Source organism: uncultured Microbulbifer sp. (assembly GCF_947498635.1).
Taxonomy (GTDB): Bacteria; Pseudomonadota; Gammaproteobacteria; order Pseudomonadales; family Cellvibrionaceae; genus Microbulbifer; species Microbulbifer echini.
The window spans coordinates 61,781-76,453 of the sequence record NZ_CANMKV010000017.1; the positions used below are offsets into that span (position 1 = coordinate 61,781).

The window sequence follows — 14,673 nt, forward strand, 5'->3', positions numbered from 1 at the left end:
ACGCTTCGACACAACCATTTGAAGATACTATGAAAAGAAGCTTAATTATGTTGGTTCCTGGGCTTACCAGGGTTACCAGTACCGCACAATTATCTGAATTTAGTGAAGGGCTGATCGCCGCAAGCGAACGTATGCCGCTTACCCCTATTGCAGACCCTTTGATTCCTCCAGGTGTACAACGCCTACGCGTAACCGCCACCGGGCAGGAGCTTGAACTCGATCTCGTTGAAGCCTACTGGAATGACCTGGTACCCAGTATTACCCAACAGACACTGAAGACCCGATTAACCCGCGGCTTTTCACTCATCTGGTTTTGGTTAGCGAACCTGCATATCTGGAAGGGGGTATTGGGTCGTAAGTACCTAACTTTTGGACTGACTTTATCGGCACTGGCATTTCTAGTTTGGTACCTAGGTACTATTATATTGTTCGTGGAAGCCATTGAGCCCGCCGCTGATAACCCCTTATTTCCTCTCGTGAAGGAACTTAAAAGATCAGTAGAATATATCGGTGGCTGGCGGATCTGGGCCGTGGCCACAGCTATTGTGGCTCTAATACCAGTTTCCTTGTTGGTAGATATCTCCGATTTCTGTAAGCGCTATCTTACCAATGAACCCGCTGCGCGCGGGAAACCAGCTGTACGCTTTGAAATTATTCGACGGGTCCGCGAGCAACTGGTGAGCAGCCTGGCACTGGGAGACTATGAGTCGGTTACTATCGTTGGTCACAGCTTTGGTAGCGTGGTGACGGTAGACCTATTTGCCGACTTGCCCTCCTTCGGGATCCCCGTGCGTATACTGACCATGGGCTCTCTGATCGAGGTTCTGGGCAAACAGGCGCCCTGGCTACAAAACGAAGTTATGGCATTATCGCAGCGCGAAGATCTCATTGAGTGGATCGATATTAAATCGGACTCAGACTGGTTTGCCAGTGGTTCCGCTGTGCCCGAGACCCACCATTGCTATGAGCGAATTATCGGCTCCTACGGCACTTTCCCAGACAAAATTGCCGCTAAGGTACACTCCCGCTACTTCGACAATCAAGAAGCGGTAAGGCTTTTACTTTCGTACTTTGAGCGGCAAAATAATGCAAACATTCCCAGCGACAAAGCCACCCTGGAGACAGCTTGATCCATTAATAACGTAAATTAATTGCTCCGGAGAAAATAGCGGAGCATTTCGAATATCAACAATACGCCAATAGCAAGGAGAATAGAGATGTCGCCCAGCCAGCCAATGAAGGTTATTTCGGCCCTAAGTGTTTTTCTGGCAATTCTAGTCAGTAGCTGTACCCAGCTGGCCCCCAGATATGATGCGGAGCTCTACTCAGACCTCACCGAAGTGAATGCAGAACTCATGCAGTTCTTTTCCTCAGTTTCCCATGGCACCAGCAGAGATTCCTACACAGAGAGGAACCAAAACTATCATTCCCTGATTGGTAAAATTGATGCGATGGCCCTGCAATCCAATACCCGCCCAATCCCCAACAAAGACACTTTGGAGGAAATCAATAACTACCTGAATTCCAAAGGAACCAATATTGTCTTTGAAGCTGAGCCTCCCAGCGTTGCCTCTCTAGAGAGAATTTCCAGCAGCCTCAATCGGATGCGTGAAGAAGATGAGGATAAGGGGCTGCGTGCTACCGCTGTTGCTCTTTTCAAGAATGAGATTGTGATTTCCATGGACCAGGCACTGACCTACGAAACTTTTTTGAACCGCTAAGGACTTCGACATGTCACTTGACGTAAACCAGCTGATTTCCAATATCAAAGATGCAGCCTCTTCAATTATCAGCCACGATGTTACTGAGATACGCGGTTTCTCAGAACGTCAGCTGTCTGCTTTGGCTCTTCAGGCAAAGCTCATCGCCAAAGCTATCGTGACGGAAGAAATAGACGAAGACTTAAGGGACTATTTCCTGGACTCCCTTGAGGATATGGCCCTGAACTTTGCCAAGACCTTACGAGGTCTGCTGGCAGTCACTATTGAGAAAGTCTGGAATGCGATAATTGGGGTCATTTGGTCAGCAATAGAGGCCTGCACGGGGATATCACTAAAAGTAGCCTCTTAATCACCGAGGCCTCTCCCCGGTAGCTCACTCTAATGTGCTACCGGGCTTTCTTTGTAGTCTACAACTCTATTGAACTTGATTTCTTTAAGGGAAATTTTTGTTCAAAATTTGGGGCTGCCAATAGGAATATTAGGGAAATCACCGACTCTCATTGACACTACACAGAACTTTTCATCCCTATTCGTTTGATGTGACTTACCCTGCTCATCTGCATTAAGGAAAAAATCAAACCTCTCAATTTTTACCACTAGGCGATCAGGACTCCATATATTTTTTAAAGGCATCGGCATAATCTGGGTGCCAGCGGGATAAGGGTGGCCTATCTTCAATGATATCACCAGCGGCCCAAGCTATACGTTTATTATCCACCTCACGAGTTACGTCATTATCAGGGCAAAGAATATAAAAATCGCCCTGTTCAATTCGCTCTAACATAAAATCAATAACTTGATCTGGGGCCCAGGCCGACTTGGGTTTTTGCGGGCTGCTAATCATCCCCGTATAGGTAAACCCTGGTATTAACAAGTGTGATGCAATCCTATTATTTTTACTGCGAGGCCCACCTTTATAAGATAGCTCTCTGAGCTGATATTCAAGTGCTTCAGCTACCACTTTTACTGCGGCTTTACTCGCATTGTAGGCGGGATTGCCTGGAGGTGTTGTTATACCCTGTTTAGATCCTGTATTAATCACTAAAGAGGCATGTTCCTGTAAAATAAGCTGTGGTACAAATACATGTATGGAATTAACAACACCCCAAAAATTAGTATTGATTATATTCTCCCAGCTGTCTAAATTGTCCCAACTCTTGGTTGGGTAGCCAACACCAGCATTATTCATAAGAAGGTCTATTCGACCAAATTGCTCAACAACTTCAACCTTAACCTTCTCCAGTGATTGAACATTTCCGACATCCACAACGAATGAAAGCGTAGAGTCAGGCAAGTCCTTTAGAGCCTTCGAAAGTTTTTCTTCATTCAGATCGATTAAACCGATTTTCATCCCCACGGATGCAAATTTCTTTGCCGCGGCCAAGCCAATTCCATCAGCGCCGCCACTAATAATTGCAACATGACCTTCCTGAAATATTGAGCCATTCATAGCATCACCAAGCGATAAATTTAGCAGTAAAAGAAGTATGGGAAAGATCTACTGTCTTAGCAAAAAAACAGTAATACCTCAAACCTGGAAAACCCCTTATGGACCCCAAATTTCCGATGAATAAAGCTTCACCAGAAATTTTTTGATCAACCCCCAAACTACAAAACTACAAAACTACAAAACTACAAAACAAATATCGTGAATGGGGAGGATAAAATGCAGAGGTCATACATAGTACAACCTAAAAATAAGCCCAATCATTAAGGCTGGGCTTACAGAAGGTTAAAATATAAACCTGTATGCAGGTTATTTCAGCATTTTTAGCATTTTATTAGCCACACCCACTGCTGATGCAGGGTTTTGACCAGTGATCAGCTCGCGATCAACAACAACTTTCTCACCCCAGTCAGCTTTTGAGCGCTTGTAATCGCCGCCGGCATAAGTCAGCGCATCTTCCGGGGTATAGAATAACTCATCTCCCTTCAAGTAATATTTAGTTGCCGTTGCCTCTTCAGTATTGCTGAAAGACGTAAGATCGTAGTTTTCGTAAATCCAGCCAGTCACAGACTTCGGTTCTTCACCGCGTTTCATACTGGCTTCAAATTCTTTACTATTAGGCAGTGCCGACAATAATGCGGCTGGACCATGACAAACCAGTCCTGTTGGCTTTCCCTTTTTGTTAAAGTGGATCAGGAATTTACCCAGTTTTTCATTGGCGACAAGATCAGCCAGAGGGGCATGTCCACCGGGAACAAATATCGCATCAAAATTCTCAATACCAATTTGTTCAATACGTGAGAAACTAACAACTGGAGAGTTGTTCGGGTCAGTTATCTTTAATTCCTCAAGCAATGAGTTATGCGCGTCATAATATTCTTGATCCTTTTTATAATGATCGAGAATATCAGAGTTTACATCGAGAGTGGGCGCCATTCCCTTTGGGGACGCAAAGGTCAGGGTGTGTCCCTCATCCAGAAAAATCTTAACCGGTTCCATTAACTCATTACTGTAAAAACCAGTTTCATATTTGGTGCCTCCTTTTAACATCATCTCAGATGCATCAGACATAACCACCAAAATATTGTCGGCGAATGCTACCGGACTAAATAGCAGGGCTGCAGCCGCTATCACCTGTTTAATTTTCATCTTAAAAACCTCTTTAAGTACATTTGAAACGTGGGTTCCATTGTAAGTGTTGGCAAAAGAGGCACAATCTTGCATTTTGAAACTTAATGTTCTTGTTTTAGAAACAGTTAATTTTAAAAATTCCTACACTTAACATCAGAGGCATGGCGTCTTTGGACCTTATAGAATGGAGGCACAAAGTCCTGGTCCGGTGGTCATTTTTGTTTGAATCGGCATTTTTGGCATCCTCATATTCACTTAAGAATGCAATCTGTCAGCCCTTATCAATTTCATTACCACCAATGCCGCCCAATGGACTGTAGCAGCAAACCCTCGTGCCACATTAAGCCGCTAACTTGCTGGTTTTCCCGCTTGATGTGATGACCTTCCCAACAATAAGTAACACCGCAAATACCTGATACCTATTCTCTCTGCACTACGATCGAACGCTCCCCAGTCAATGAGTGACCGCTCGGACAACCTCAACTTAATTACCATTGCGAGGTTAGACTGTTGGTTTCTGAACACATCGCACCAGCTATAGAACTCCGACCCGATTCTTCGGCAAGGGAAGCTACCGCCACAACGCACAGGCATCCCACTCCGATGAGATCTTGATTACCCTCCTGGGCCTAGCTTTCAAAAGACGCAGTGACGTATCCGAACGGTGCTGCTTTATTCAATGAAGCAGATTACTGTTGCATGACAGTTCCAGGACCTGACTCCCGCCGATTTTGTCAAGGTAGCCGGATCCTACCATCTGAAGTGACGCAAAGCTTGGGAGATCTCTATTCAAAACTCCCAAATCATCTCCTAAAAGAAGCAACCTGAGAGAAGACAATCTGGCATTTGGAAACAGCTCACTAGCTGCTTCGCCTCAGTTTCCGCATAATTGACGGCCGCACACGCAACTGAATATAAATGGCCTGATGTATGTGGTTTAAAAACCTTCGTATTTACCGCTTAACCAAAGAATTTAGCCTGGACGCCGAAAAATTGAACGAATTGCTGGAGACACAGGCTTTTGTACCCTGTGGTAGCCAGGATTCCGCCCGCTACGGCTGGGTCCCTCCATTGGGGCGCCATGGCAGCCAACTGGTGCACGCCACCAATGGCCACTTAATGATCTGTGCAAAAAAGCAGGAAAAGGTACTGCCTGCAACGGTCGTGAATGAAAAAGTGGAGGAGCTTGCCCAAGCCATCTCCGAAAAGGAAGCCCGCCAGGTTGGCCGCAAGGAGCGGCAAAACCTCAAGGATGAAGTGCTACTAGAGATGCGCCCAAAAGCCTTCGCCCGTTCGCGACTGCACTACGCCTACATCGCCCCGCAGGATGGCTGGGTAGTAGTGGATGCTTCCTCAGCCTCTGCCGCGGAGGAATTACTGGAAAATCTGCGCGAAGCGATCAGCAGCCTTGCGGTAATACCGCTTTCTGCCAAGAATCTGCCACAGCACACCATGACCCATTGGCTTACCGCACCCGAGGCCCCCGCACAGTTCGAATTTGGCCACGAATGTGAACTGCGTGACCCTAAAGACAGCGGCAGTGTGATTCGCTGTAAAAACCAGGATCTGTGTGCGGAAGAAATCCACAACCACTTGGTGGCTGGAATGCAGGTACACAAACTGGGCCTCGTCTGGCGCGGAGGAGTGGAATTCCTGGTCGACGACCAGCTATCCCTGAAGCGGGTAAAATTCAGCGATGAGTTGCTGGAAAAGGCTGACAGCGCCGATGCGGATAACGCAGCTCTGCGCTTCGATGCGGATTTTGCCGTAATGACCCTGGAAATCTCTGCCCTGCTCAAGGACTTACTTGCTGCTTTCGGTGGAGTAAACACTGAGTCAGTCAGCGTAGAGGAAATCGTGGCCAAAGCCTCCCGTGCAGAAGTCGATAACTTGGCACGAGAAGTGGAAGAAGTGGTGTTTTGATCACTTACCCGGCACGATGTGCCAGGTAAGCCCGCCAGGGAGAGCACTATATCAACTCTCCCTGCGGGGATTCTCCCAGATCGGGGCCGGGGAACCCGGCTTGATCAGAGCCTTATATTTCAGTAATGGGGCGACCCGGCTCACTCCACTGGACGTGATACTTGCGCTGCTCTGGCTGGTCCACTCGGGAGAATGTGTGGGCACCAAAGAAATCCCGTTGCCCCTGCAACAAATTCGCCGGCAGTGATTCTGTGCGGAAAGCATCGTAGTAGCTCAATGCAGAGGATAGCGCCGGCACCGGTATACCATTCAGCGTCGCACTCGCCACCGCCTGACGCCAGTTAGCCTGGTGCTCAGCTATTTGCTGGGTAAAGAAGTCATCCAGCAACAGATTGGAGAGCTTGGCATCGCGTTCATAAGCATCGCTAATCGACTGCAGAAATACCGCTCGGATAATACAGCCGGCACGCCAGATACGGGCAATCTCAGAGAAGTTCAGCTGCCAGCCCTGCTCCCGTGCAGCCAGCTTCATCAAATCAAATCCCTGTGCATACACACAAATCTTGGCGCAGTACAGCGCATCATGTAGCTGCTGAATCACTTCCTCGCGCTGCTCCGCAGCCACCGGGGAAATTTCCGGGCCTTTCAGTTTTTGTGCCGCGCGAGTTCGTAGGGCTTTGCGAGTAGATAGTGAACGGGCATAGACCGCCTCGGCAATACTCGGCGCAGGGCAGCCAACCTCGAGACTGCTTATTGCCGTCCACAACCCGGTACCTTTTTGGCCGGCACGATCCAGGATTACATCCACCAGCGGCTGCTCAGTGACCGAATCCAGGGTAGACAGGACTTCCGCACTGATACTAATCAGGTAGCTATTCAGCGGCCCTCGATTCCACTCGCAAAACACCTCGGCAATTTCTGCCGGAGACATCGCCAGTGCACTGCGCATGACATGATAAGCCTCGCAGATCATCTGCATATCGGCATACTCGATGCCGTTGTGCACCATCTTTACGTAGTGACCGGAGCCGATTGGACCAATATAAGCGGCGCAGGGCTCCCCTTCACGCACAGGATTACCCGGCTCAAAACGCTCAATGGGCTGGCCGCTGGCCTTGTCTACCTTGGCTGCGATGGCATGCCAAACAGGCTCGATCCGGCTCCAGGCGTAGCGATCTCCGCTAGGCATTAATGACGGCCCGAAGCGCGCCCCCACCTCGCCACCGGATACGGCCGTGGTAAAGAAAATCAGTTTGCCTTCATAGCGTTTGGCACGCTCAACTGAATCGGTCCATAAGCTATTGCCAGTATCCACCACGATATCATCGGCTTTTAGGCCCGCATCCAGCAGCTTGCCACAGACATCATCCACGGGCGCCCCCGCCGGCACTGACAGAATAATCAGGTGCGGTGCTTTTACCTTTGCCAACAGCTCGGTGTACGAATTACAAGTTTCCACCCGCGCGGGCTGTTCGCCGCGTTCTTTCTTGTCCTGCTCCAGCAGTGCATTGAGCCGATTGTGATCCAGGTCGAAAGCACAGACCCTGTAGCCGTTATCCGCCAGGTTCATGATCAGGTTCTTACCCATCACACCGGCGCCGATAAAGCCAATATCGCACTGTGAATCAGACATCAAGTTCTCCGTATAAAGATAGGGGGCTTTCAGGGGCGCGGAGTATAGCAATATGAATCCAGAGCCGGGAGAGCAAAAACCCAACAAAATCCATCCTGGATACCTTAAAACAACCTGCAAAAGTCCAAAGCAGCGGTAGGGGTCTCGCCTTGAGTAGCCCCCCACCTAGAGCACCTGCGGGCCTACCCAACCTGATTTAACCTATATCGACTGGGCCGGAAGCAATACATACAGGGCTCTTGAAACACGCAGTGAAGACATCCCTATATGATTGGGATCGATATCTATGCCTCATAGGATCTTCGAGCACAGTGAATTATTACCCACCATCCTTCAATTAACTCGAGGGTTCTAACTAAGGCGTAGCGTGATGGCACTTTATCATCCACTCCTGCTCTGTAACTTCCTAAAACAGATTTCAAGTTAAATAGCGCTTTAACTGGTGCAAACGGGGAAGGAGGACCCAACCTCCAAAAAGCGATCACCAGCCGTAGCCATTAGACGCTGCAAACTCACGTCTCAGAAACCTTACCGACTGCATTCTATTCATAGAAAAAACTTATGATAAAGAAATTCTTAGCTGTACCCGCTTTCGGCGATAGTGGTATTTAAAGGCCTTAAAATGCTGGAACCAAGTAAACCAAAAGCACTTCTCCGCACCTAGTATCTGCTATCTGCTATCTGCTATCTGCTATCTGCTATCTGCTATCTGCTATCTGCTATCTGCTATCTGCTATCTGAAAAGTGGCAAGGGAGCTGCCTTAATCGCACAATACCTTGCAGGGTTAACCCAAGCTAGAATTGCAGCAACACTTATGAAATAGGTGCTATAGAAAATAGGATACTAACCTTCTCACCGGACATTACCGGTAACGACACCAGAAACAGTTCAGATTTTGGGTACCTCTGTAAATTATTTTTTTGTGCCAGTAAAAGCCGAGTCATGGGGACATTAAGGCGAACCAGTGAAAAAAAACGCATAATCGATTGTTTTTGAGGATGAGATATTCGCCCCATAACTAAAATTGCGTCTATTTAGGCTCTACCTCTCCCCCCAACAAACGTCTCATTTCGTCTTTAGTAATGGAAGGTATTGATACTTAGTCGACCTCCTTAATACGGACGTCTAAGTTGCTCTATCTCCCAGCGATGAAGAATGTTTCTTAGGGCGGCGTACAAAATGTCCAAGACAAGTAGTACGCCTGCATTAATAATTTACAGAGATATTAGGAATACTATTATTATGAAAAAGATCCTTACCGCTGCTTCTATCTGTCTCGCCTCTCTAGGGTTTTCCGGGTTGGCGAGTGCAGAAACCTGGTCACCAGCAGGTGCCATTGGTCTTGCTAATGTCGGCACATTAACCGTTAAAAAAGGGATTTCCCTCAACTGCTCATTATCTGGTAGTGTGAATTCAACGGGGGCAGATGCCTCGGTAGGAAGCTTGTCTCTGTCCGGTGGCTTCCTCAACATGTGCAATAGAGTGACTTTTAATAACCTACCATATGATCTGATAGGAAATGCCAATAACACCGTGGTCCTGAAAAATGTGTCAGTAAAGGCAGTAACTGGTGATTGTGCTGGAGACCTAACAGGTTCTTTTAATCAGTCAAATGGAAGAATTACTTTTAATAATGCTGTAATTTCAAGTGTAGGATCAGGCAGCGATTGTGAAATTAACGGTGTCATCTCAACTAACCCCCAATCATCCTATACTGTGCCCTAAACCAACCCTAGCTAAATAGATAGCCCCAAATACCACTAGCAACACTGGTGGTATTTGGGTTTAAGCCGGTACCCACTCCTGAGCTACAATCGACCTCCTTTCTTCTGGCTATATTTGCTCTCTCTATTTATAGCATCTAAGCACTCTTATAAGGTTGTGAGCGTTTACACAAGCAACTTTATTTAACCGAGAATAAAATTGAACACTGCTAGCAAAAATGGTGGTTATCAGGAGGTGCGACAGCACCACAGTAAGTTAGCAGTGGAAATCTTATCCCACTAACTTACTGTGGCTTACTTGAGAAAATAAATATTAAAATTTGCAATACTCTAGTGAGTAAAATTTAGAACCCCTTACTGATACTAAAGCCCAAAATACGCGGCTCTAAAGTAAAGACATTGGTGGTAAGACCAGAATCATCACTATTGGTAAACATATCCGTGATAGGTGCATCATCAAAGATATTTTTCACGTACAGCTGCATATACAGCTCAGAATTGGGGTTACTCAAACTCACTGAGGCATTGAGATTGCTCCATGCTTTCAAGCGGTCATACTCCGTATTGTAAACCCGCGCATAACTCTCCGATTGGCGATAGTAATCTGCACGCAAAGTTAGATCCCAATCTTCGATAGGAATAACATGCTCAACACCAAAGTTGAACGTAAAACGGGGTGCATTTGGTAGTTCATTACCACTCAAATCAGCGGCAAAGCCACGTCCTCCATTTGGAGCATCGGTAAGCGGGTTGTAGGGATCTACCCCATAGAGAATATCCCAACGTGCAAAGCCCTCTATCTCTGGGGTAAATGAGCCATACAGGGCTGAACCTGCACAAAGCGACCAAATCGCAAGTACATTGCCAGAAGCAGCAATTGTTTCAACCAAATCTACGGGTGCAATACAGTTTGAAGGAACTTGAATACTGGGCCTTACCAACATCCAGTCTTCATTTCCTTGGGTACGATTCATCACATCAATAGACTTCTCTCCATCTGCAATACGGGTCTTCAAGTACCCTATATTCATATCCACCCTGGTACTATCTGTAAACTGCCAGGCCAGTTCAAACTCAAGACCCATGTTCTCTGCATCAAAATTTTCATTTAATGAAATACGGTCAACAATCTGGGAAACCTGATAGTCACTATAATCATAATAGAAAGCGTTTGCATTGAATGTCAGACTTCCATCTAGCATTACGTTCTTAGTACCAATTTCAATCGCATTTACAAATTCTGGCTCGAATGAATCCTCAAGGGGTTGGTACTGAACTACAGTCGAATCAATCTTTGCTCGAGGAGGGTTTGTACCACCCCCCTTATACCCATGGGCAAAGGATAGATAAAACATAGTGTCATCCGTAAAGGGCGTCTCCGTATGCCAGTCGAGCACGGCACGACCCGTATATTCCTGCCACTCCTGAGTAACCTGATCTCCCTCTGGATACCCTCTATGGACAAGCCCACCAGAGCGCCGACCTGATATTATCTCGCCTGTTTCACTATCAAAACTTGTCCCTAACAGTAACTGACTGGGTACCGGCGTTGAACGCTTGCGGTCATCGGTATAGCGCAAACCTGTAGTGAGTTTTACATCTTCGGTAATCTGCCAATAAGCCTCACCGAATAAAGCCCATGAGCTAGTTTCTACCAGGTTACGGCTAAGAAAATAGTTGTGTCCCTCCTCATCAATATTCTCGAGCGAATTTGGATCTACATAGATACAATCCATGTCGCCTGCACCAACTTCCGGGTCAACACATTTTTCAGAGACTAATAAACCTGTATCAGGATCTCTTGTACCATTATAAAAATATTCAGCGATCAGGCTGAACATATTATTAAAAACGAAGTAATCATCCTGGGTTTTAAAATCTAAGTAATTAGCGCCCACAGAAAAATTCCAGGGGCCATCAAAAGAGGTTTGCAATCGGAACTCTTGGCTCCACTGTTTATTATCGGAACGACTGACATCCACCGCCAATATCCCATCCGAGGGACCTAACTGTGGATCAGTATAAATTCCTCCAGGTGTAGGAACAAATTCTGCAGAGTCATTAAAAATAGGATCGGATATATATCGATTGTAATCCTGAGAGGAGTAGTAATCATCCTTTGCATAAGTTGACTGGGAGAACAAAGTGAAAGAATTGCCAATCTCCCACTCAAGATTTAACTGCACCAAATCATTCTCAGCACGGAAAACCGGATCATAACTAGTGGCAATTTCACGCAAATCTCTGGACTGCTCTGCATTTCCGTAGGGATTGCCGTAATAATTAATGACAGGCTCCCCAGTGTCTAAATATATAAACTGGGGAACCAGCACAAATGCAAATCCCCTTCCATTCGGTGTATTATAAGCGTCATCACTGTAAATTGACGCAGGCAAACAGCCCTGACTGAAGAATATAGAGGTGATTTCTGTTAGCTCAGTATCACCTATTGTCGACGGTCCTGGATCGGTGCTACAAAGTTGTTTACCCGTACGCGAACGCTTGTCATCCTCCTCGAAGTGCTGCCAAATAAAATTTGCACTAAAAGTCTCACTAGGCTCCCACTCAAAAATGGCACGAGTGGAATAGAGGTCGCGGTCGTTGACATCGTTACCGGTATAAGTATTGGTATCGAAACCATCGCGCTTGGTCAAAGCTCCGGACAAGCGAAATGCCATTGCTTCCCCCAGGGGCAGATTAAACATGCCACTGGTACGTTTGGAATTAAAGCTGCCTATCTCCGCCTTAATTTCCGATGCGAATTCATCCTCCGGCATGATCGGTAACATATTAACCACACCGGCTGTGGCATTACGGCCATACAGTGTACCTTGAGGGCCACGCAGCACTTCCACCCTCTGCACATCAAAAAATTCCTGCTCAAACAGGCGGTTACGAATCAAAGGTGCATTATTGAAGCTCACTGCCACTGCGGGATCGGTGGCGGCAGAAACTGCTTTGGTACCAACGCCACGAATGGAGAAGTTATAAGTACTAAAGTTAGATTTTGAAAAATTAACATTCGGCACTGCACGCAGCAACTCTTCTCCGCGCTCAATCTTTAAGGCATCCATGTTGTCTCCAGAAAGGGCAGAGACTGCAATAGGAACATCCTGAATGCTCTGCTCTATCTTCTGGGCTGTTACAGTCACCTCTTCAATGGCTTGTCTTGAACGATTACCCTTCTCGTCGTTTTGCTCATCCTGGGATATGGCCGTCAATGGCGTAGCTGTCATTACCAGACAGGCAATCGCAACGCTATACCAAGGGGTATGATTATTGACTGGATTAGTGGTACGAATTGCTTGTGCAATCAATTTTTCCTGCTTACAAAGGCTCATCATCATACTGAGTCTCTCTATATTATTTTCTCTATTATTTTTAAGTCAGCCAAACACCACCTTATCTCAGGCCTAACCAAGTTAAAGACGCATTAACAGCATAATCGGGGGGATCCCCCTCAACTTTGCAAAGAAATCTTTATTTACATAGACCCCTCCTTAAACATCAAAACCAAAAATATTCTTATACTCGAACGGTTAAAAATAACCAAACACAGTGACCAAAACTTACACTTAAGATTAGAGTCCTCACCCCTTCCTTCTCTAAAGCAAACCAAAACTAGGAAAGCCCTCCTTCCGGGATCCTGTAGCAGTCATAAATAAATGATCGCAAGAGAATACAAAAACTCTTAGGCAGTGTAGTTCAAGCACACAACACAATATTTTCAATTTGAAAAGAAAAACCAACACCCCACAAGAAGAACAACACAGCTCCACAATAGAGTTAGCCATCAAAAGGTATAACTTTTACACCGGCAATAAAAAGCATGAGCACTACCCCACCCTTCCAGTGCGCACTGTTTCAGGGCAAATATACCTAGAGAAACTCTATCCAGACAGATCGATTATTTTTTCCCGCGAAATTTTTACTGTTTGAAAGCCTATGACGCTTCTTCCAGTGCCCGCCTAACTTTTATCAACGCCCGCTGAATGAGCTCCTTTACAGACTCTTTGGAAATTTCCATACGCTCAGCAATGTCCTGATAGGTCATACCTTCAAAGCGATGAAATTTGAACGCTGTTCGTGCACGTGGAGGCAACCCCAAAATCGCTTTAAATACACACCGGCAATCCTGAATACCTATCACTGTGCGCTCAGGCGTAATCATATCGGGAATATCAAAATCACTCGAAAGTGAATCGTGATAGGCTCTACATCGCGCTTTCTGGTAACGGCTATGGCTGACCAGTAGATTTTTAGCAACCGTGTAGATGTAATTCCTTGGATTTTTAACTTCGACTCCAGAGCGTCCCAGGTGCCAATATAGGTGAGCAAAAACCTCTTGTACCAGGTCATCGACATCAGCAGGATGAGCCCGGCAGGCAAAGTATCGTCTCAACCCAGGGAGATACTCATCCACCCAGAGAGAGATATTCCTTTGGCATAATTTATCCATAGTGAAACACACATAGTTCGGCAGTTGTTCGACCCCCTCTTGGCTCAACTTAACAAGCCAAGACAAGCCGAAAATCCGGACAGATAACTAAATCAAGGGCAAGAGATAAAAGTATTTATTATTCTTATCAGTAATACTTGTGGAAAATAACAAGCAAAGGACAAAAACCGCTCGGTCATAATTAAACTGGATTTTCTTCAACTACCAACGCTACAAAAATACCAACCCTGGGAAAGATCAATAAAATCAGAATAACCGCACCACGGAAATTGATAAACGCTTAGATTGCTTATTCAAGCAGAATAGTACGCCTTTCTTGCAGCAGGGATCAGAACTCACAAAAGTATCGCTAGTAGTAGGCAAGAAGATTCAGACCCAGAACGTCACTTTAATATAAAGCCCCGAAATCACCAGTAAGCAAATATTTTTCTCCTTTACTGACCATTCAAATAAAACAATCACTACAACTACCCGATAAATGAGATAGGCAACTCTTAAACTGCTGACCTAGGGACACTAGCTTCATTTTCTTCCATTAATCTTGATTCTCCAGCCAGAAATTGGTACAGATGACGATCTGCTGCTGAAACCTGAAGACACGCAAAAAATAATTTCTATATACTTACTATTATTT

Annotated in this window: 10 protein-coding genes; 5 read left to right on the forward strand and 5 right to left on the reverse strand. The window is 46.0% G+C overall.

Translation table 11 applies throughout. The annotated features are described in order from the left end of the window. The first annotated feature begins 29 nt into the window (after nt 1–29). From Q1A69_RS10785 to Q1A69_RS10795, 3 genes are all read left to right on the forward strand, one after another. Nucleotides 30–1,130, forward strand: coding sequence for a hypothetical protein (locus Q1A69_RS10785; protein ID WP_299585062.1), 1,101 nt, complete (start codon nt 30–32; stop codon nt 1,128–1,130). Between the two features lie 87 nt (nt 1,131–1,217). Continuing rightward, nucleotides 1,218–1,721 carry a hypothetical protein gene (locus tag Q1A69_RS10790; protein WP_299585064.1) on the forward strand — a complete coding sequence of 168 codons (504 nt, stop codon included), beginning with the start codon at nt 1,218–1,220 and terminating at the stop codon, nt 1,719–1,721. A 10-nt stretch (nt 1,722–1,731) separates the two neighbouring features. Beyond that, entirely contained in the window at nt 1,732–2,070 is a 339-nt protein-coding gene (locus Q1A69_RS10795) for a hypothetical protein (RefSeq protein WP_299585066.1), read from the forward strand. Between the two features lie 255 nt (nt 2,071–2,325). Here the strand turns inward: Q1A69_RS10795 and Q1A69_RS10800 are convergent, their stop codons facing one another. Both Q1A69_RS10800 and Q1A69_RS10805 read right to left on the reverse strand, forming a co-directional pair. Then, complete coding sequence (locus tag Q1A69_RS10800) at nt 2,326–3,171, reverse strand: SDR family NAD(P)-dependent oxidoreductase (RefSeq protein ID WP_299585068.1); 846 nt, start codon at nt 3,169–3,171, stop codon at nt 2,326–2,328. Nucleotides 3,172–3,477: 306 nt separating this feature from the next. Continuing rightward, on the reverse strand, nt 3,478–4,317 hold the full coding sequence (locus tag Q1A69_RS10805) for a type 1 glutamine amidotransferase domain-containing protein (protein WP_299585070.1): 840 nt from the start codon (nt 4,315–4,317) through the stop codon (nt 3,478–3,480). Nucleotides 4,318–5,229: 912 nt separating this feature from the next. On the opposite strand from Q1A69_RS10805, the gene rdgC reads away from it, so the two are divergent. Next, on the forward strand, nt 5,230–6,222 hold the full coding sequence (gene rdgC, locus Q1A69_RS10810; RefSeq protein ID WP_299585072.1) for a recombination-associated protein RdgC: 993 nt from the start codon (nt 5,230–5,232) through the stop codon (nt 6,220–6,222). A 112-nt stretch (nt 6,223–6,334) separates the two neighbouring features. Here the strand turns inward: rdgC and gndA are convergent, their stop codons facing one another. Continuing rightward, nucleotides 6,335–7,855, reverse strand: a complete 1,521-nt coding sequence (gndA, locus tag Q1A69_RS10815; protein WP_299585074.1) for an NADP-dependent phosphogluconate dehydrogenase — start codon at nt 7,853–7,855, stop codon at nt 6,335–6,337. Nucleotides 7,856–9,098: 1,243 nt separating this feature from the next. On the opposite strand from gndA, the gene Q1A69_RS10820 reads away from it, so the two are divergent. Further along, a complete protein-coding gene (locus tag Q1A69_RS10820) occupies nt 9,099–9,581 on the forward strand; it encodes a hypothetical protein (protein WP_299585076.1) in 483 nt (160 codons plus the stop codon). 343 nt (nt 9,582–9,924) lie between these two features. Here Q1A69_RS10820 and Q1A69_RS10825 read toward each other — a convergent pair whose 3' ends face one another. Continuing rightward, on the reverse strand, nt 9,925–12,927 hold the full coding sequence (locus Q1A69_RS10825; protein WP_299585078.1) for a TonB-dependent receptor: 3,003 nt from the start codon (nt 12,925–12,927) through the stop codon (nt 9,925–9,927). A gap of 596 nt (nt 12,928–13,523) precedes the next feature. Further along, nucleotides 13,524–14,105 carry an RNA polymerase sigma factor gene (locus Q1A69_RS10830; RefSeq protein WP_299585080.1) on the reverse strand — a complete coding sequence of 194 codons (582 nt, stop codon included), beginning with the start codon at nt 14,103–14,105 and terminating at the stop codon, nt 13,524–13,526. Between the last annotated feature and the right edge of the window lie 568 nt (nt 14,106–14,673).

Bases quoted from the DNA above. Each gene is read 5' to 3' on its own strand.
- Q1A69_RS10785 (WP_299585062.1), top strand. From the start codon at position 30: ATGAAAAGAAGCTTAATTATGTTGGTTCCTGGGCTTACCAGGGTTACC.
- Q1A69_RS10790 (WP_299585064.1), top strand. From the start codon at position 1,218: ATGTCGCCCAGCCAGCCAATGAAGGTTATTTCGGCCCTAAGTGTTTTT.
- Q1A69_RS10795 (WP_299585066.1), top strand. From the start codon at position 1,732: ATGTCACTTGACGTAAACCAGCTGATTTCCAATATCAAAGATGCAGCC.
- Q1A69_RS10800 (WP_299585068.1), bottom strand. From the start codon at position 3,171: ATGAATGGCTCAATATTTCAGGAAGGTCATGTTGCAATTATTAGTGGC.
- Q1A69_RS10805 (WP_299585070.1), bottom strand. From the start codon at position 4,317: ATGAAAATTAAACAGGTGATAGCGGCTGCAGCCCTGCTATTTAGTCCG.
- rdgC (WP_299585072.1), top strand. From the start codon at position 5,230: ATGTGGTTTAAAAACCTTCGTATTTACCGCTTAACCAAAGAATTTAGC.
- gndA (WP_299585074.1), bottom strand. From the start codon at position 7,855: ATGTCTGATTCACAGTGCGATATTGGCTTTATCGGCGCCGGTGTGATG.
- Q1A69_RS10820 (WP_299585076.1), top strand. From the start codon at position 9,099: ATGAAAAAGATCCTTACCGCTGCTTCTATCTGTCTCGCCTCTCTAGGG.
- Q1A69_RS10825 (WP_299585078.1), bottom strand. From the start codon at position 12,927: ATGATGATGAGCCTTTGTAAGCAGGAAAAATTGATTGCACAAGCAATT.